Raw genomic sequence first — 17347 nt, forward strand, 5'->3', positions numbered from 1 at the left:
GAGCATGTATGAACTCGGAGTCGTCTATCGCAACATCGAGCGCGCCGACCGCGCCACGGCCGACGCCCTGGCCAAGCTCGGCTCGGCTACGGTGCACGAGGCCATGGGCCGCGTCGGCCTGCTGAAGCCCTACATGCGCCCGATCTATCCCGGCGTGCAGGTGTCGGGCACCGCGGTCACCGTGCTGCTGCAGCCCGGCGACAACTGGATGATGCACGTGGCGGCGGAGCAGATCCAGCCCGGCGACGTGGTGGTGGCGGCCGTTACCGCCGAATGCACCGACGGCTACTTCGGCGACCTGCTGGCCACCAGCTTCCAGGCCCGCGGCGCCCGTGCGCTGATCATCGATGCCGGCGTGCGCGACGTGAAGACGCTGCAGGAGATGAACTTCCCGGTCTGGAGCCGCGCGATCTCGTCCAAGGGCACCATCAAGGCGACGCTCGGCTCGGTCAACATCCCGGTGGTCTGCGCCGGCATGCTGGTGACGCCCGGCGACGTGATCGTGGCCGACGACGACGGCGTGGTCTGCGTGCCCAAGGCGATGGCGGCCAAGGCGCTCGAAGCCGCCGTGGCGCGCGAAGCCAACGAAGGCGCCAAGCGCGAGAAGCTCGCCTCCGGCGTGCTCGGCCTCGACATGTACAAGATGCGCGAGCCCCTCGAGAAGGCCGGGCTGCGCTACATCGACTGATTTTTCCTTACCCGAGTCTTCTCACATGCAAGTCACACGACGTTTCCTCGCCAACCGCACCCTCGCCCTGGCCGCCGGCGCACTGGCCGCCGCGGCGCTGCCGATGGGCGCCTTCGCGCAGCAGTTCCCGACCAAGCCGGTGCGCATCATCACGCCGTTCCCGGTCGGCGGCGGTCCCGACGGCGTTGCGCGCCTGGTGGCCGACAAGCTGTCGCGCACCTGGGGCCAGCCGGTGGTGGTGGAGAACCGCCCGGGCGGCAACGGCTTCATCGCGATCGACGCCTTCAAGCGCGGCGCCAAGGACGGCCACGACATGATCGTGCTCGACAACGTGCACCTGGCCGCCTACCCGGCCTTGTTCAAGAAGCTGCCCTACGACCCGGTGAAGGACTTCGACACGCTGCTGCCGCTGTTCAAGACCTACTTCTTCTTCACGGTCGCGACCAACAGCAAGTACAAGACCGTCGGCGACATCATTGCGGATGCGAAGGCCAATCCGGGCAAGCTCAACTTCGGCTCGTGGTCGATCGGCAACCCGGTGCACCTGGGTTCCGAGCTGTTCGCCTCCGCCACCGGCATCCAGATGGAGCACGTGCTCTACAAGGAGACCACGCAGCTCTACACCTCGGTGTCGACCGGTGAATTGGCCTTCGCGCTGGGCAGCGCCGCCACCGCCGGCCCGCTGCAGCGCGCCGGCAAGCTGCGCTTCCTGGCAGTGACGGCGCCGCAGCGCAACGCCAGCTTCCCGGACGTGCCCACGGTGGGCGAATCGGGCGGACCCAAGGGCTTCGAGGTCACGGGCTGGAACGCGATCGCGGTGCCGCCGGGCCTGCCGCCGGCAGTCACCGAAAAAATCAAGAAGGACATCGAGGCCGCGCTCGCCAGCCCCGACGTGCTCGAGAAGTTCAAGAGCTTCGGCTACGAGCCCTTCCCGCAGACGCGCGACCAGTTCAACCAGTTCGTCAAGGCCGAGACGCAACGCTTCGGCGACGTGATCCGCAAGGCCAACATCACCCTGGACTGAGACCATGACGCAATTCACCAAGACCCCCGGCTGGCTCGACTGGTACGCCGGCCCCTCGAAGCCGCGCTTCAAGGTGCCGCCCGGCAGCGTCGATGCGCATTGCCACGTGTTCGGCCCGGGCGACCAGTTCCCCTTCGCCCCCGAGCGCAAGTACACGCCCTGCGACGCCTCGAAGGACCAGCTGTTCGCGCTGCGCGACCACCTCGGCTTCGACAAGAACGTGGTCGTGCAGGCCACCTGCCACGGCGCCGACAACCGGGCCATGGTCGATGCGCTGAAGGCGTCGGGCGGACGCGCCAAGGGCATCGCCACGGTCAAGCGCAGCATCAGCGACGCCGAATTGAAGGAACTGCACGAGGCCGGCGTGCGCGGCGTGCGCTTCAACTTCGTCAAGCGGCTGGTCGACTTCACGCCCAAGGACGAGCTGCTCGAAATCGCCAACCGCATCGCGCCGCTCGGCTGGCACGTGGTGATCTACTTCGAGGCGGTCGACCTGCCCGAGCTGTGGGACTTCTTCACCGCCCTGCCGACCACGGTGGTGGTCGACCACATGGGCCGCCCCGACGTCGGCAAGCCCATCGACGGCCCCGAGTTCGAGCTGTTCCTGAAGTTCATGCGCGAGCACACCAACGTGTGGAGCAAGGTGAGCTGCCCCGAGCGTTTGTCGCTGACCGGCCCCAAGGCCCTGAACGGCGAGCAGGCGGCCTATCAGGACGTCGTGCCCTTCGCCCGCAAGGTGGTCGAGAGCTTTCCCGACCGCGTGCTGTGGGGCACCGACTGGCCGCACCCGAACCTCAAGGACCACATGCCCGACGACGGCCTGCTGGTCGATTTCATTCCGCAGATCGCGATCACGGCCGAACTGCAGCGCAAGCTGCTGGTCGACAACCCGACGCGGCTGTACTGGCCGGAGCTGAAGTAATGTCGCTCGAGAAGCCCTACAAGGACGTGCCCGGCACGACCATCTTCGACGCCGAGCAATCGCGCCTCGGCTACCACCTGAACCAGTTCTGCATGTCGCTCATGAAGGCCGCCAACCGCGAGCGCTTCAAGGCCGACGAGCGGGCCTACCTCGACGAGTGGCCGATGACCGAGGCGCAGAAGCAGGCCGTGCTGGCGCGCGACCTCAACCGCTGCATCGCGCTCGGCGGCAACATCTACTTCCTGGCCAAGATCGGCGCCACCGACGGCAAGAGCTTCCAGCAGATGGCCGGCAGCATGACCGGCATGACCGAAGAGGAATACCGCGACATGATGATCAAGGGCGGCCGCTCGGCCGAAGGCAACCGCTACGTCGGCGAAGACGGCGACGCGCAGGCACAGCATCAGCCGCAGGGCGCGGCCGGCCGCAAGGGACACTGACATGGCACGCATCACCGCATCCGTCTACACCTCGCACGTGCCTGCCATCGGCGCGGCGCTCGACCTCGGCAAGTCGAACGAGCCCTATTGGCAGCCGCTGTTCGCGGGCTACGACTTCTCCAAGCAATGGATGAAGGAGCACAAGCCCGACGTCATCTTCCTGGTCTACAACGACCATGCGACGGCCTTCAGCCTGGACATGATCCCGACCTTCGCGATCGGCACCGCCGACTCCTACCAGCCGGCCGACGAAGGCTGGGGCCCGCGCCCCGTGCCCACCGTCATGGGCCACGCGCCGCTCGCGGCGCACATCGCGCAGAGCGTGATCCAGCAGGACTTCGACCTCACCATCGTCAACAAGATGGACGTCGACCACGGCCTCACGGTGCCGCTGTCGCTGATGTGCGGCCAGCCCCCACAGTCCGATTTCCGCTGGCCGTGCCCCGTGATCCCGTTCGCGGTCAACGTGGTGCAGTACCCGGTGCCGAGCGGCCGCCGCTGCTTCATGCTGGGCCAGGCGATCCGCCGCGCGATCGAGTCCTACGACGAGGACCTCAACGTGCACATCTGGGGCACCGGCGGCATGAGCCACCAGCTGCAGGGCCCGCGCGCCGGCCTGATCAACGCCGAATGGGACAACAAGTTCCTCGACCGCCTGATCGCCGACCCCGACGGGCTCTCGAAGGTGCCGCACATCGACTACGTGCGCGAGGCCGGCTCCGAGGGCATCGAGCTCGTGATGTGGCTGATCGCCCGCGGCGCGATGGCCGACGTCGCCGGCGGCAAGCCGCCGAAGGTCGCGCACCGCTTCTTCCACGTCCCCGCGTCCAACACGGCCGTGGGCCACCTCATCCTGGAGAACCAATGACCAAGACCATCAAAGTCGCCCTCGCCGGTGCCGGCGCCTTCGGCATCAAGCACCTCGACGGCATCCGGAACATCGACGGCGTCGAAGTCGTCTCGCTGGTCAGCCGCGAGCTCGACAAGACGCGCGAAGTGGCGGCCAAGTACGGCATCGGCCACGTCACGACCGAGCTCGCCGATTCGCTGGCGCTGAAGGAAGTCGACGCCGTGATCCTCTGCACGCCGACGCAGATGCATGCCTCGCAGAGCATCGCCGCGCTGAAGGCCGGCAAGCACGTGCAGGTCGAGATCCCGCTGGCCGACTCGCTGAAGGACGCCGAAGCAGTCGTCGCCCTGCAGAAGGAGACCGGCCTGGTCGCGATGTGCGGCCACACGCGCCGCTTCAATCCCAGCCACCAGTGGGTGCACAAGAAGATCGTGGCCGGCGAGTTCAACATCCAGCAGATGGATGTGCAGACCTATTTCTTCCGCCGCACCAACATGAACGCGCTGGGCCAGCCGCGCAGCTGGACCGACCACCTGCTGTGGCACCACGCGGCCCACACGGTCGACCTGTTCGCCTACCAGGCCGGCAGCCCGATCGTGAAGGCCCATGCGGTGCAGGGCCCGATCCATCCGACGCTGGGCATCGCGATGGACATGTCGATCCAGCTGCAGGCCGCCAACGGCGCCATCTGCACGCTGTCGCTGTCCTTCAACAACGAAGGGCCGCTGGGCACCTTCTTCCGCTACATCGGCGACACCGGCACCTACATCGCGCGCTACGACGATCTCTTCAACGGCAAGGAAGAGGCGATCGACGTCTCGAAGGTCGACGTGTCGATGAACGGCATCGAGCTGCAGGACCGCGAGTTCTTCGCCGCCATCCGCGAGGGCCGCGAGCCGAATTCGAGCGTGGCGCAGGTGCTGCCCTGCTACCAGGTGCTGCAGAAGCTGGAACAGCAACTGCAGCGCTGAGCGACGCCATGAACGAGCGTCAACTCGGCCCCTTCTCGGTCAGCGCCATCGGCCTCGGCTGCATGAACCTGAGCCACGCCTACGGCCTGCCGCCGTCGGCGGAGCAGGGCGAGCGCCTGCTGCTGGCGGCGCTCGATGCCGGCGTGACCTTGTTCGACACGGCGGCGCTGTACGGCTTCGGCGCCAACGAGGAGCTGGTCGGGCGGGTGCTGAAGCCGCACCGCAGCGCCTTCACCTTGGCCAGCAAGGGCGGCATGGCCGGCGTGCGCGGCGACGACGGCACGGTGCGCCGGGTGATCGACGGCAAGCCCGCCACCTTGCGCCGCAACTGCGAGGACAGCCTGCGCCGGCTGCAGACCGAGGTCATCGATCTCTACTACCTGCACCGCTGGGACAAGTCGGTGCCGATCGAGGAGTCGGTCGGCGAGATGTCGCGGCTGGTCGAAGAAGGCAAGGTGCGGGCGCTGGGCCTGTCGGAGGTCTCGGCCGCCACGCTGCGCCGCGCGCATGCGGTGCACCGAATCGCCGCGGTGCAGAACGAGTATTCGCTCTGGAGCCGCAACACCGAGATCGCCGTGCTGCAGGCCTGCCGCGAGCTGGGCGCGGCGCTGGTGGCCTTCAGCCCGCTGGCGCGCGGCTTCCTGTGCGACGTGCTGCACGACGTGTCGACGCTCGACGCCAAGGACATCCGGCGCGCGATGCCGCGCTTCTCGCCCGAGAACTATGCGCGCAACCTCGAACTGCTGCCGGCCTACACCGCGCTGGCGAAAGAGGCCGGCTGCACGCCGGCGCAGCTGGCGCTGGCCTGGCTGCTGGCGCGCGGCGACGACATCATCCCGATTCCCGGGACGACCCGCCTCGACCACCTGCAGGAAGACCTGCAGGCCGAGCAGGTGCAACTGGCGCCCGAGCTGTTCGCGCGGGTCGATGCGCTGATCAACCAGCGCACCGTGAGCGGGGCGCGCTACGGCGTCCAGAGCAGCGCCGAGGTGGATACCGAAGTCTTCGAGGATTGACGGCGGCGGCCAGGCCGCAAGGAGTCATGCCATGTCGAGTTCATTCGTCAGGACCGAGATCGACGGACCCGTCTGCACGATCGTCCTGGATCGCCCCTCCGTGCGCAACGCGGTCGACGGCCCGATGGCGGCGGCGCTGCGGCGCGCCTTCGAGGACTTCGAGGCCGACGACGCGTTGCAGGCGGCGGTGCTGTGGGGAGCCGGCGGCCACTTCTGCGCCGGTGCCGACCTCCGTGCGCTGGCCGATCCCGCGCGCCGCCACGAACTCGATCCCGAGGGCGGCGGCAGCGGGCCGATGGGCCCGAGCCGCATGGCGCTGTCCAAGCCGCTGATCGCCGCGGTCAGCGGCTATGCCGTGGCGGGCGGGCTCGAACTCGCCCTGCTGGCCGACCTGCGGGTGATGGAGCGCGACGCCGTGTTCGGCGTCTTCTGCCGCCGCTGGGGCGTGCCGCTGATCGACGGCGGCACGGTGCGGCTGCCGCGCATCGTCGGCATGGGCCGCGCGCTCGACATGATCCTCACCGGTCGCCCGGTCGGCGCCGATGAAGCATCGGCGATGGGCCTTGCCAACCGCCTGGTTGAGCCCGGCAGCGCCCGCCAGGCGGCCGAGGCGCTGGCGCGCGAGATCGCGGCCTTCCCGCAGCGATGCATGCTGACCGATCGCGCATCCGCCTACGGCCAGTGGGACCTGCCATTGGCCCAGGCGCTGCGCGCCGAAGGCGCCCAGGGCGTGCCGGTGGCGCTCGCGGAAGCCGTGGCGGGGGCTGCGCGTTTCGTCGGCGGGGAGGGGCGCCATGGCAGCTTCACGAACTTGCCCGACGCGCCCGTTTGACGGTGCCGCGCTGCGCCGGAGTGCGGCGCTGCGCGGGCCGCGCTACCGGGCGGCGGCCGCGCGTGCCGAATAGTCGAACTGCGGGCCCGGCCCCGCCGCCAGGGGCGGACCCGGATCGTTGCCGCTCGGACCGCTCGGACCGAAAGGCGCCCGCACCGGCGCGCGCGAGAAGTTGTACAGCGGCCCGGGCCCCGGCACGACCGGGGGGCCGGAATCGGCGAATCGCCGCAACGACGACGCCTGCCCTCGGTCGTACAGGGGACCGGGACCGGGAGCGATCGGTGGGCCGGGATCCGGCGTGGCGCGGGCGATGGGGCTCTCGGCGGCGGCCGGTGGCAGCGCATCGCGCAGGTTCCTGCGTGACGAGGCGAGCGCCTTCCTGGCGGGGGCGATCGGCCGGGGCGCCGCCGCCAGCGGCGGGATCGGGCGCGCCACCTGCGGCTCGGCCGCCATGGCCGCGCTCTGCACGGTCGGAGTGATCCGAAGCGCGGCGGGCCGGGCCTCCTTCGCCTCGTCGGCCGACGCGCCTGCGGCCGACGCGCCTGCGGTCGACGGCACCGTGGCTGCCGGGAGGGCCCTGGGTTTCAGGGACTCCGGCATCATCAGGGCCAGGATCTGCTCTTTCAGCGGCGGCGCGCCGGGCTTGTGCGTGACATGGAAGCACCACGCCGCGAAGCCCAGGATCATGGCGAGACCGACGCAGCCGGCCTTCAGCCAGAAGGCGGCCGTTTCCACCGGGAGCACTGGAACGGCGGCGCCGGCGCGCGCGCCGACAGCACCGCGTGGCGTCGCGTCGGGGGCCGGGCGGATCGCCATGACGGCATCGAACGCGGCGGGCCCCGAGGGCGTGAAGCCGGGCAGTGGATGCGCGCAGCCCACGCAGTACTTCGCCTTCGGGCGATTGGCGCTTCCGCAGACATTGCAAACGACCGACATGGCCTCTTGCTCCCCTGGACGACAGACACAAGCGGCTACTTTGCACGACTGCGCGGCGCTGTATGTCGGACGAGTCCTACGGGCGGTGCTGCCGCCCCGGTTTGTTCGTTCCGACTAGAAACACCTCTTGACCGAGAAATATAGTTCTACTATTCTCGAATCATGGAATCGAAAGAAGTCGTTCAAGGATTGGCGGCCCTTGCTCACCCGTTGCGCCTCGAAGTGTTTCGGGCGTTGGTAGTGGCCGGGCAAAGCGGTCTCACGCCTGGCGTCATCCAGGAAGCATTGGGTGTCGCTCCCGCCACGCTCTCTTTTCATCTGAAGGAGCTGGCGAACTCAGGGCTGGTGACGCAAGAGCGCGCCAGTCGCCACCTCATCTATCGAGCCGCGTACGACAACATGAACGCGCTGCTCGGCTATCTCACCGAGAACTGCTGCCAAGGTGCCGCCTGCGCGGTAGAGACGGCCGGCGATGCCTGCAAGTGCTGACACCCTCATCCACAGGAGCTCCACATGAAGCGATTTCACGTCCACGCACACGTCACTGACCTGAAGGCGAGCGTTGCCTTCTACTCGAAGCTATTTGCCGCCGAGCCGGCCCGGGTTGAGGCCGACTACGCGAAGTGGATGCTTGAGGACCCTCGCATCAATTTCGCCATCTCCACGCGCGGCAACGGCGTTGGGGTGGACCATCTCGGCTTCCAAACAGACGATGCGGACGAACTCGCCGAGTTGAAGGCACGCGCCAAGGATGCTGACATGGCGCTTCTCGACCAAGGCGAGACAAGCTGCTGCTACGCACGCAGCGAGAAGCACTGGGTCACCGATCCGCAAGGCATTGCCTGGGAACAGTTCCACACGCTCGACGACATCCCGGTGTTTGGTGAAGGCACTCGGGAGTCCGAAACCCAGGCTTCTGCCTGCTGTGCTCCGACCACTCGCGGCGAGCCTGTCGGTGTTGCCGTCAAACCTGCCTCCCGTTGCTGTTGAAGGAAGTCATCTTGGCCGAGAAAACTTACAACGTGCTGTTCATCTGCACGGGAAACTCCGCGCGCTCCATCCTTGCCGAAGGGCTCATGAACGAGCTGGGCAAGGGGCGCTTCCACGCGTACTCCGCAGGCAGCCACCCCGACGGGAAGGTGAACCCGTTTGCCCTCGACACGCTCGAATCGTTCCGCATTCCGACGCAGGGGTTTCGCAGCAAGAACTGGGATGAGTTCGCCAAGCCCGATGCCCCGCAGATGGACTTCATCCTGACCGTCTGCGACAAGGCCGCGGGCGAGGTCTGCCCTGTCTGGCCGGGGCAGCCGATGACCGCGCACTGGGGCGTTGCGGACCCTGCGGCGTTCGAAGGCACGGACGACGCGAAGCGTCAGCAGTTCCGCGACGCAGGCATCACGCTCAAGCGGCGCATCGAACTCATGCTTGCCCTGCCCTTGGACCGCCTGGACGCCCTGGCCATCCACCGGGAAGTCAAGGACATCGGGACACGCTGAGCCATGACCATCAACGTACTCATCCTCTGCACCCACAACTCCGCGCGCAGCGTGCTGTCCGAGGGGATGCTCAACCACTGGGCCAAGCTTCTCGGGAAAGACGTGCGGGCGTTCAGCGCGGGCAGCGCCCCGAGCGGCCGCATCAATCCTCAGGCCCTCGTGGCGCTCCAGACCGCCGGGATAGACGTCCAGGGCTATCGAAGCAAAAGCTGGGACGAGTTCACCGGGGAATCTGCACCGGAAATGCACATCGTCATCACCGTGTGCGACAGCGCGGCGTCCGAGCAGTGCCCCTATTGGCCAGGCAGTCCGGTGAAGGTCCATTGGGGATACCCGGACCCTTCGAACGCGCCCGAAACCGAGAAGGCCACCGCGTTTGAACTCACGCGCCAAGCCATCGGGTACCGCATGTTGCAGCTCCTGGCGCTCCCCCTGGCTGACCTCAGCCACGCCGAACTGCAGGCCGCACTCACCCGCATTTCAAAGAACTAGTTTCCTGATGACCACATCCACCCTCGCCGCGGCGGCGCCCGCCAAGCCCACCATCGGTTTCTTCGAGCGCTACCTGACTGTGTGGGTGGCCCTGTGCATCGTCGTCGGCATTGCCCTGGGCCAGGTACTGCCGGGCTTCTCCAAGGCGGTCGCCAGCCTCGAAGTGGCCAAGGTCAACGTCCCGGTGGGCTTCCTCATCTGGGTGATGATCATTCCCATGCTGCTGAAGATTGACTTCGGTGCCCTCGACCAGGTCGCTTCACACTGGCGCGGCATCGGCGTCACGCTGTTCATCAACTGGGCGGTCAAGCCGTTCTCGATGGCCCTGCTGGGCTGGATCTTCATCCGCCACGTCTTCGCGCCCTACCTTCCTGCGGAACAACTCGACAGCTACGTGGCCGGGCTCATCCTGCTCGCCGCCGCACCATGCACGGCCATGGTTTTCGTGTGGAGCCAGCTCTGCAAGGGGGACCCGTACTTCACGCTGTCGCAGGTCGCCCTGAACGACGCCATCATGGTGGTCGCCTTCGCGCCCATCGTCGCACTGCTGCTCGGTCTTTCCTCCATCACCGTTCCATGGGACACGCTGCTCGTTTCGGTGGGCCTCTACATCGTGGTGCCAGTCATCATCTCGCAGCTTTGGCGCAAAGCGCTTCTGCGCCGCGGCGTAGGCCACTTCCAGGCCGTAGCCGCCAAGTTGGGCCCGCTGTCCATCTCGGCCCTGTTGCTGACCCTGGTCTTGCTGTTCGCATTCCAGGGAGAGGCCATCCTGGACCAGCCATTGGTCATCGCGCTGTTGGCCGTGCCCATCCTCATCCAGGTGGTTTTCAACTCAGGTCTTGCCTACCTGCTCAACCGCGAGCTCGGGGTGAAGCACTGCGTGGCCGGCCCCTCGGCGCTGATCGGCGCGAGCAACTTCTTCGAATTGGCCGTTGCCACGGCCATCAGCCTCTTCGGCTTCCAGTCCGGCGCAGCGCTGGCCACCGTGGTCGGCGTCCTCATCGAGGTGCCCGTGATGCTCGCGGTCGTCGCGGTCGTGAATCGTACCCAGGGCTGGTACGAAGCCGGGCAGCCTGCACCCTGAAACACAAAGATATGTCCGACGTCGGCCCCCTCAGATCTCTTGCTTCCTTCCCGGCACTCGATGCCGAACTGTTTGACCCGCCGACGCCCGAGCGTCTGCATGTGCACGAACCCTCGCGCCACAAGCCGCGCTTCCTGATGCTCTATGGCTCCTTGCGCGAACGCTCTTACAGCCGCCTGGTCAGCTTCGAGGCGGCCCGGCTTCTGGAGGCCATGGGCGGTGAGGTCAGGATTTTCGACCCGGCCGGCTTGCCCCTGTCGGACAGCGAGCCAGACAGTCACCCCAAGGTCCAGGAGCTGCGCGAGCTCGCCCGGTGGGCCGAGGGAATGGTCTGGACGTCGCCGGAGCGGCACGGCGCGATGACCGGCATCATGAAGGCACAGATCGACTGGATTCCATTGGCCCTGGGCGCAGTGCGCCCCACGCAGGGCAAGACGCTGGCCGTGATGCAGGTCTCGGGGGGCTCGCAATCCTTCAACGCGGTGAATCAGATGCGCGTGCTTGGGCGCTGGATGCGCATGGTGACCATCCCCAACCAGTCGTCTGTCGCCAAGGCCTTCCTGGAATTCGACGAGGCTGGCCGGATGAAGCCGTCGAGCTACTACGACCGAATCGTGGACGTGATGGAAGAGCTTTTCAAGTTCACGCTGTTGACTCGCGATGTCAGCGGTTATCTGGTCGATCGCTACAGCGAGCGCAAAGAGAGTGCGGTGGCGCTTTCTTCTCGTGTCAACCAGCGGTCGATCTGAGGCTCAGGGGGAGTCTGCTTGGCGGGCGCGCTGAAGATTCGGGCTATTGATCGGACTTTGCCTGCCCTCGATGGCGTGCGTCCGAGCCAACAGCGCTGGCATACTGCGGGGGTCGCGTCGGCAACGGCGTGATCGGGTTTGGAAGCCCGAAATTCAATCTCTCGGCTGAAGCCGCATTTGCCTCTACGGCATGCGGCTTCTTCGTTCGTGCCTTCATTTTTGGCGGCTCGAACGGGAGGACGAAAGTCCTGCCGGTTTCTTGCGAGAGATTGCCCGGTCTTCCAACCTGTTCGAGCTGCCGCCCTCGTTTGGAAGCGAGTGCGGCAGTTTTAGCAAACTGCAATCTCTAGGGAGACCCAAAATGGCCAAGACCGTTCGCACGGCGGGGACGACATCCGCCAAGTCAAGAACCACCAAGCGCAAGGTTGCTGGTGAAGCACCGGCAACAAAGTCCGAGACCAAGAAGCAAGCCAAGAAGAAGGCCGTCAGCTCGGCGGCGCTGCTCGTCGAGGACGAGTTCAACAACTTGCGCTGGGCGCATCGCGCCTACGACTGCGTACAGAATTTCCTGGCGCCGCTCAACACGCGGAACGTCGAGGAGTTTCTTGTCGAGCCCCGTGGATTGACGGCCCTGATGGAGCTGATCAATGCAGAGATGGGACGGCGCATCCAGACGGTAGAGAAGGCGATTCACGCGGCGCGGAAGGTGATGCACTGACGTGTGGTGAGGGCTTGGGCGCTTGTCGCGGCCGCCTCGGCCGCATCAAGTCGTCCAGCCCGTTCGAGCCGCCGCCTCTGTTTGATCGCGGATGCGGCGGGTGAGGCAAGTTGCATTCACTGGGAGGCCGAAAAAATGGCTAAGTCTGCTCGCGCGCTCGCGCATTCCTCAAGAGTTTCAAAGTCCGTCAAGCCCGCAACAGTCGCTGCGAAGCGGCGTCGCGTGCCAGTCGCCAAGAAGGCGGCGCCAACGGCGCCACAGGCTTCAGATCCGAATCAGTCGGCACTCACGCATTTCTCGGAGGTCGAGGATGCGTTCTTCAATCTGGCTGATTCGCACCGGGCGTACGAATGCCTGCAGAGCTTTCGGTCGCCTCGCTTTCCTCCGTTAGACGGGGTCGAGGAGTTTCACATCGAGCCGGATGAACTGCGGGGGCTGGTGACTGTGCTCAATGCGGATATGCAGCGGCAGTTGCAGGCGTTGAGGGGGATGATCATGGGGATGCGGGAGAGGATGAAGGCGAGTCGATAGATCGGTCGCGAAGTGGGCGGGGCCGCGGGGAGGGCGGCTGCGATTCGCTGGTGAAGACTGCGGTCCTTCAGCCCTACCTGGACGAGTGACGCGTTTGCTTCGGGGCCAGAGGCCCAAGCCGGCGACCGGCTACAGTCGGCCACTTCCGGTCGTTCAAGAATCAACAAGATCGCACGGCCAACGACCGGTCTCAAGGCCACTGCAGTACGTAGCTCGAAGTCCGTGCACAGTGACGAAATCTCGAAAGCGGTCGCACAGGGACTCCCGATGCCTGCTGGCATCAAGAGCTGATCGAATGTCCGCTGCACAAGCGATCGAAGTGACGCTCCCGACCATATGTGGATAGTCCATGTCAGTTGGCGCGATGTGTACGAGTTATCCACGGCGGTGCCCGCTGCACCCAATCAGGCAAGGGCGGGTGCCGCGGCGAGTACAAACCCTAAGCGCGCTTGCGCTACGTCGCACATCACCGGAAACTCATCGCGAGGGTGAGCGTGGCTGCACCTTCTGGAGGCACGGCGTTATCAGCCTGCCGAATTGGCGAAGCCATTCTTGCCACTGCAGGCCTATCATTTCGATGAATGAAGCCCACCCGCGCCGCCCGGCAGTCGGGCTTCTTGGAGAATGAACATGAGCAGCAACACCACCGGCAGCGCGGTCGGCAGCATCACGGGGCTCTGGCGCTTTCCTGTCAAGTCGATGCAGGGCGAGCGATTGGAGGAGGTCGAATTAGCGGCCCACGGCGTGCTCGGCGACCGGGCCTATGCGCTGATCGACATCGATACCGGCAGGGTGGTCAGCRCCAAGAGCGTCAAGCTGTTCCCGGACATCCTGGCCTGCCGGGCAACGTTCGTCTCGCCGCCTCGGGCAGGCGACGCGATGCCGCCGGTCAGCATCACGTTGCCCGACGGTACGACAGTGCGAAGCGATGCGCCCGACGCCGACCGGCAACTCTCTGCCCATTTCAAGCGCAACGTAGAACTGTCGCGTGCGGCGCCCGAGGACTTCACGATCGACCAGTACCACCCGGACGTGGAGGGGGCGGATCCAGGCGGCAATCGCGACAAGGTCGTGCCGCAGCCGCTGGGCTCGGCCCTCTTCGCCGCGATCGGCCAGGCATCCCCGGTGCCGCGGGGTGCCTTTCTGGACGTGTTTCCAATATCGGTGCTGACCACTGGCACTCTGGACCGGCTGAACGAACTGCAACCGCAGAGCCGCTTCGACGAACGACGCTTTCGAATGAACGTGATCATCGAGACAGAGCGGTCCGGCTTCGTCGAGAACGACTGGGTGGGCAGCGAACTGGCCGTGGGCGAGGCTGCGAGGCTGGGCGTGACCTGGCCCGATCCGCGCTGCGTGATGACGACGCTCGCGCAGGAAGATCTGCCCAAGGACACGGACGTGCTGCGGGCGCTGGTGCAGCATAACAAGCAGCAGGTCAGCACCCTGGCCGAATTTCCTTGCGCCGGCGTCTACGCGGTGGTGACCGCGCCCGGTAGGCTGCGTGTCGGCGACCGCGTCGAACTGCGCTGACGCCCATCCGCCGGTCTTCTCAACGGGCACGGCCTACCAGCTCGCCCTCGCGTCGTGGGCAGTGACCGATATTGAGGTCGGTTGGTGGCGTCCCGTCAACGACCTTGTATGTCCGGAATTGGCCGGAAGTCTGAGTCCAGCCGGCAACACCGACCGACCGCTGCATTGCAGACGATCACCCGCCACACGCCCAATGCCCGGAATGGGCCTGGCCCATTCCCGTCACTCGACCTTCCCGATACCGGTAGCTCGAACTTCGACATGAGGCGCGCTATGCCGAAGATCCCGTTCCGCCGCTTGGCGCCCAGCCTATTGCATGACTGCCGGATTCGCTGTGGATTGTCGAGTCGTCGAGGTCGTGTCGAATTCGAAAGCTTTGACTTCGGTTCCAGCGAGTCCCCCGGGCAGCATTGCCTCGACACGAGTTCCCTTCCCTGGGGCCGAAGTCACCGACAATCGGCCGCCGCAGGCCTCAACGCGATGCTGAATCCCCCTCAGTCCGTGGCGAGTGTCAGACACATGCTCGACATCGAACCCCATGCCGTTGTCGCGCACGACGACCATCACGTCCCGTTGGCGGTTCGCCAGAACGATCTGTGCCTTGGTGGCGCCCGCGTACTTGGCGACATTGGTGAGGCACTCTTGAACGAGCCGGTACACGGCGAGTTGGGCCCATTCGTCGAGCATCACCGCTTCGAGATCACTCCTAATCTCGATCCCGGAGGTCAAGCCAAAATCGCGCGCCAGGCTTTCCAGAGAGGCTACCAGTCCCAAGTGAGCGAGCGTCGAAGGACATAGCCCTTCGACGATCCTGTTTTTCAGCGCAATGCCTCCATTGAGGATTTCGACCAGGTGCCCAAGGCGTCGCACGATTTCTGGAGACACAGAGCCCAATTTCACTTTTAGGCAGGCCACATCAAGCTTGGCTGCTATCAGCAGTGCACCGAGTTCATCATGAAGTTCGCGGGCGAGGTGCGCACGTTCCTGCTCCCTAGCCCGCTGCAGATAGGTCGCGAGGTCTTCCAAGCGCGGCTCGCGCGTTTGGATCGAATTCAGGTCAGGTGGCATGGGGCCTCCTCTTCGCCGATTCGGGGCGTTCCAATTTTATCAACGTCTCAGCGCAAAGTCGGCCAACTGACCGGCTACAGGTTGGATCGATCTGTCATAGCCGTCCCAGTAATACCAACACGAGGACGATGAGCAAGACGAGACCCAAACCGCCAACGGGTGCATAACCCCAGCTTCTGCTGTGCGGCCAGGTGGGTATGACGCCGATCAGCATCAGGATCAGAACGATCAAAAGAATGGTGCCTAGACTCATGGTGCTTCTCCTTGAAATTGCAGGAAAGTGAAGTTCCGTGACACGTCCGGGTAGCGCGTTTGGGCTTCCTTGAGGCAGCCTTGGCGTCCCTTTGTCGTCGGCCTTCGACATGGTCACGGCAAGCGCACCGGCGCTCAGCGATGGACAAGATGCAGCTGCGAGCGCAGCCAGAATTTCTCACGATCTTTCCTCACTGCCAGCTCCTCGGATCCGAGAGGGTCGCGAAACGGCCAGCAAGGCCACGGTATCCCCGTGCGTTGCGTGGGTCTGTACGCTACCGAACAAAACTTTGATTCGTTGGTGCTTTAGGCTACCAGGCGTGCCAGGGCCCCTTGGTAGCATGGCGAGATTCGGCTCAGCGTGCGAAAGTCGGGTTGCACTATCGGTGGACGAGAACCCGATGTGCTGCGCAGGAACCAGCGATGCCTTGAACTTGCCGTCCTCGCTTATTGCCCAGTTGCTGCGTCAACGGCCTAGGTCGCGACGCGCTTCGGAAGGAGCCTGTTGTATTCCTTCATGACCACCGCGTAGCACTCGCAGGAGCGCTGTTCGAGCCCTGGCCGGTTCAGCACGGTAATGTGACCGCGCGCGTAGTTGATCAGGCCGGCCCTTTGGAGCTTGAGGGCGCCTTCGGTCACGCCTTCGCGACGCACGCCGAGCATGTTGGCGATCAGCTCCTGTGTCATCACCAGTTCGTTGCCTTGCAGCCGGTCCAGGCTCAGAAGCAGCCAACGGCACAGCTGCTGATCGAGCGAATGGTGCCGGTTGCAGACCGCCGTTTGCGCCATCTGTGTGATCAGCGCCTGGGTGTATCGCAGGAGCAGGTGCAGGACCGGTCCAGCCCGGTTGAACTCCTCCTTGAGCACCTGAGACTTGAGCCGGAAGCCGTGACCGGCGCTTTGAACGACCGCTCGACTGGGGGTGGACTCGCCGCCCATGAAGAGCGAGATACCCACAATGCCTTCATTGCCGACGACGGCGATTTCCGCGGACGCGCCGTCTTCCATCACGTACAGCAGGGAGACGATGGCGGTGGTCGGAAAGAAGACGTGGCTTAACGTGCTGCCAGACTCATACAGCACCTGCCCCAGCGGCATCTCGACCGCTTCCAGCTGCGTGAGCCAGCGCTGCCACTCGGCTTCGGGCAGGGCAGCAAGGAGGCGATTCGACCTGGGGTCTGAAAGCACGGCCATTTCCACGTCCGTTTACGGCGGCCCGCCCAGTCTACCGTTTGATCCATATCAAATCAAAAGCCAACCTATGTTCGGTAATGCACAGACGGCAGCTTGAGCGATCGCAACACTGGGTTGATCTAGGCGCTTCGCCCTTGATAGACAAGGGGACACGTCGGTGTGCCGGAGTCCCTGTCAAGGGGAACCAACGATGAGTGGGCTTCAAAGTGCTTGGTGTGAGGCCCTGCTCCGGCCGATCGGGGCGGTTGGCAGATCAAAGTTCGCAGGAGATTCAAAATGACTATTCGCACCACCATTTCCGCCACGCTCACAGCCGTGGCGTTGCTTGCCATGTCGGGCTGTGCTGTCACCAGGGGGCAGGAGTCCACCGGGGCTTATATTGACGATGCAGGTATCACCACGACGGTCAAGGGCCGATTTGTTGAGAACAAGCTCGTCGACGCATCCAGCATCTCGGTCGAAACGCTCAACGGGACGGTCATGCTCGCTGGATTCGCCAAGAACGCCGCCGAGAAGTCCACGGCGGAAAGCATTGCGCGCAGTGTGAAAGG

Annotated in this window: 22 protein-coding genes; 18 read left to right on the forward strand and 4 right to left on the reverse strand. The window is 65.3% G+C overall.

Annotation, left to right across the window (positions count from 1 at the left end):
• Positions 1 to 4 precede the first annotated feature (4 nt).
• From ligK to AC1D2E_RS18610, 8 genes are read left to right on the forward strand one after another with little or no spacing between them, the layout of a single operon-like run.
• Positions 5 to 688, forward strand: a complete 684-nt coding sequence (ligK, locus tag AC1D2E_RS18575) for a 4-carboxy-4-hydroxy-2-oxoadipate aldolase/oxaloacetate decarboxylase (RefSeq protein WP_478198753.1) — start codon at positions 5 to 7, stop codon at positions 686 to 688.
• Positions 689 to 713: 25 nt separating this feature from the next.
• Positions 714 to 1712 carry a Bug family tripartite tricarboxylate transporter substrate binding protein gene (locus AC1D2E_RS18580; RefSeq protein WP_478198754.1) on the forward strand — a complete coding sequence of 333 codons (999 nt, stop codon included), beginning with the start codon at positions 714 to 716 and terminating at the stop codon, positions 1710 to 1712.
• Between the two features lie 4 nt (positions 1713 to 1716).
• Positions 1717 to 2634 (forward strand): amidohydrolase family protein, encoded by a 918-nt coding sequence (locus AC1D2E_RS18585; protein ID WP_478198755.1) that lies wholly within the window; start codon positions 1717 to 1719, stop codon positions 2632 to 2634.
• Positions 2634 to 3074, forward strand: a complete 441-nt coding sequence (gene ligA, locus AC1D2E_RS18590) for a protocatechuate 4,5-dioxygenase subunit alpha (RefSeq protein WP_478198756.1) — start codon at positions 2634 to 2636, stop codon at positions 3072 to 3074. Before AC1D2E_RS18585 ends, ligA begins: the two co-directional genes overlap by 1 nt.
• 1 nt (position 3075) lies before the next feature.
• Entirely contained in the window at positions 3076 to 3942 is an 867-nt protein-coding gene (locus AC1D2E_RS18595) for a class III extradiol dioxygenase subunit beta (protein ID WP_478198757.1), read from the forward strand.
• Positions 3939 to 4895: a Gfo/Idh/MocA family oxidoreductase gene (locus AC1D2E_RS18600; RefSeq protein ID WP_478198758.1), complete on the forward strand. Its 957-nt coding sequence runs from the start codon at positions 3939 to 3941 to the stop codon at positions 4893 to 4895. The genes AC1D2E_RS18595 and AC1D2E_RS18600 overlap by 4 nt, the downstream gene beginning before the upstream one ends.
• Before the next feature lie 8 nt (positions 4896 to 4903).
• The gene (locus AC1D2E_RS18605) at positions 4904 to 5911 is read left to right on the forward strand and encodes an aldo/keto reductase (protein ID WP_478198759.1); all 1008 of its coding nucleotides are present in this window, start codon (positions 4904 to 4906) and stop codon (positions 5909 to 5911) included.
• A 31-nt stretch (positions 5912 to 5942) separates the two neighbouring features.
• Positions 5943 to 6743, forward strand: a complete 801-nt coding sequence (locus tag AC1D2E_RS18610; RefSeq protein WP_478198760.1) for a crotonase/enoyl-CoA hydratase family protein — start codon at positions 5943 to 5945, stop codon at positions 6741 to 6743.
• Between the two features lie 42 nt (positions 6744 to 6785).
• Here AC1D2E_RS18610 and AC1D2E_RS18615 read toward each other — a convergent pair whose 3' ends face one another.
• On the reverse strand, positions 6786 to 7679 hold the full coding sequence (locus tag AC1D2E_RS18615; protein ID WP_478198761.1) for a hypothetical protein: 894 nt from the start codon (positions 7677 to 7679) through the stop codon (positions 6786 to 6788).
• Between the two features lie 162 nt (positions 7680 to 7841).
• Here AC1D2E_RS18615 and AC1D2E_RS18620 point away from each other — a divergent pair, with 162 nt between their 5' ends.
• From AC1D2E_RS18620 to AC1D2E_RS18660, 9 genes are all read left to right on the forward strand, one after another.
• Positions 7842 to 8168 carry an ArsR/SmtB family transcription factor gene (locus AC1D2E_RS18620; protein WP_478171087.1) on the forward strand — a complete coding sequence of 109 codons (327 nt, stop codon included), beginning with the start codon at positions 7842 to 7844 and terminating at the stop codon, positions 8166 to 8168.
• A gap of 24 nt (positions 8169 to 8192) precedes the next feature.
• On the forward strand, positions 8193 to 8669 hold the full coding sequence (locus AC1D2E_RS18625; RefSeq protein ID WP_478198762.1) for an ArsI/CadI family heavy metal resistance metalloenzyme: 477 nt from the start codon (positions 8193 to 8195) through the stop codon (positions 8667 to 8669).
• Positions 8670 to 8677: 8 nt separating this feature from the next.
• Positions 8678 to 9175 carry an arsenate reductase ArsC gene (locus AC1D2E_RS18630; protein WP_478198773.1) on the forward strand — a complete coding sequence of 166 codons (498 nt, stop codon included), beginning with the start codon at positions 8678 to 8680 and terminating at the stop codon, positions 9173 to 9175.
• A gap of 3 nt (positions 9176 to 9178) precedes the next feature.
• The gene (locus tag AC1D2E_RS18635; protein ID WP_478198763.1) at positions 9179 to 9667 is read left to right on the forward strand and encodes an arsenate reductase ArsC; all 489 of its coding nucleotides are present in this window, start codon (positions 9179 to 9181) and stop codon (positions 9665 to 9667) included.
• A 7-nt stretch (positions 9668 to 9674) separates the two neighbouring features.
• On the forward strand, positions 9675 to 10751 hold the full coding sequence (gene arsB, locus AC1D2E_RS18640; protein WP_478198764.1) for an ACR3 family arsenite efflux transporter: 1077 nt from the start codon (positions 9675 to 9677) through the stop codon (positions 10749 to 10751).
• 11 nt (positions 10752 to 10762) lie between these two features.
• A complete protein-coding gene (arsH, locus tag AC1D2E_RS18645; protein WP_478198765.1) occupies positions 10763 to 11500 on the forward strand; it encodes an arsenical resistance protein ArsH in 738 nt (245 codons plus the stop codon).
• Positions 11501 to 11861: 361 nt separating this feature from the next.
• Positions 11862 to 12218 carry a hypothetical protein gene (locus AC1D2E_RS18650; protein WP_478198766.1) on the forward strand — a complete coding sequence of 119 codons (357 nt, stop codon included), beginning with the start codon at positions 11862 to 11864 and terminating at the stop codon, positions 12216 to 12218.
• A gap of 222 nt (positions 12219 to 12440) precedes the next feature.
• Positions 12441 to 12749, forward strand: a complete 309-nt coding sequence (locus AC1D2E_RS18655) for a hypothetical protein (RefSeq protein WP_478198767.1) — start codon at positions 12441 to 12443, stop codon at positions 12747 to 12749.
• A 630-nt stretch (positions 12750 to 13379) separates the two neighbouring features.
• On the forward strand, positions 13380 to 14282 hold the full coding sequence (locus AC1D2E_RS18660; RefSeq protein WP_478198768.1) for an MOSC domain-containing protein: 903 nt from the start codon (positions 13380 to 13382) through the stop codon (positions 14280 to 14282).
• 309 nt (positions 14283 to 14591) lie between these two features.
• Here the strand turns inward: AC1D2E_RS18660 and AC1D2E_RS18665 are convergent, their stop codons facing one another.
• The 3 genes from AC1D2E_RS18665 to AC1D2E_RS18675 form a co-directional block, all read right to left on the reverse strand.
• A complete protein-coding gene (locus AC1D2E_RS18665) occupies positions 14592 to 15350 on the reverse strand; it encodes a sensor histidine kinase (RefSeq protein WP_478198769.1) in 759 nt (252 codons plus the stop codon).
• 94 nt (positions 15351 to 15444) lie between these two features.
• Positions 15445 to 15603: a DUF3309 family protein gene (locus AC1D2E_RS18670; RefSeq protein WP_478173752.1), complete on the reverse strand. Its 159-nt coding sequence runs from the start codon at positions 15601 to 15603 to the stop codon at positions 15445 to 15447.
• Positions 15604 to 16076: 473 nt separating this feature from the next.
• A complete protein-coding gene (locus AC1D2E_RS18675; RefSeq protein ID WP_478198770.1) occupies positions 16077 to 16796 on the reverse strand; it encodes a Crp/Fnr family transcriptional regulator in 720 nt (239 codons plus the stop codon).
• 276 nt (positions 16797 to 17072) lie between these two features.
• Between AC1D2E_RS18675 and AC1D2E_RS18680 the strand changes: the two genes are divergently transcribed.
• The coding region (locus tag AC1D2E_RS18680; protein WP_478198771.1) for a BON domain-containing protein at positions 17073 to 17347 on the forward strand (275 nt) is incomplete at its 3' end.

The organism is Variovorax sp. P1_H2, assembly GCF_056405295.1.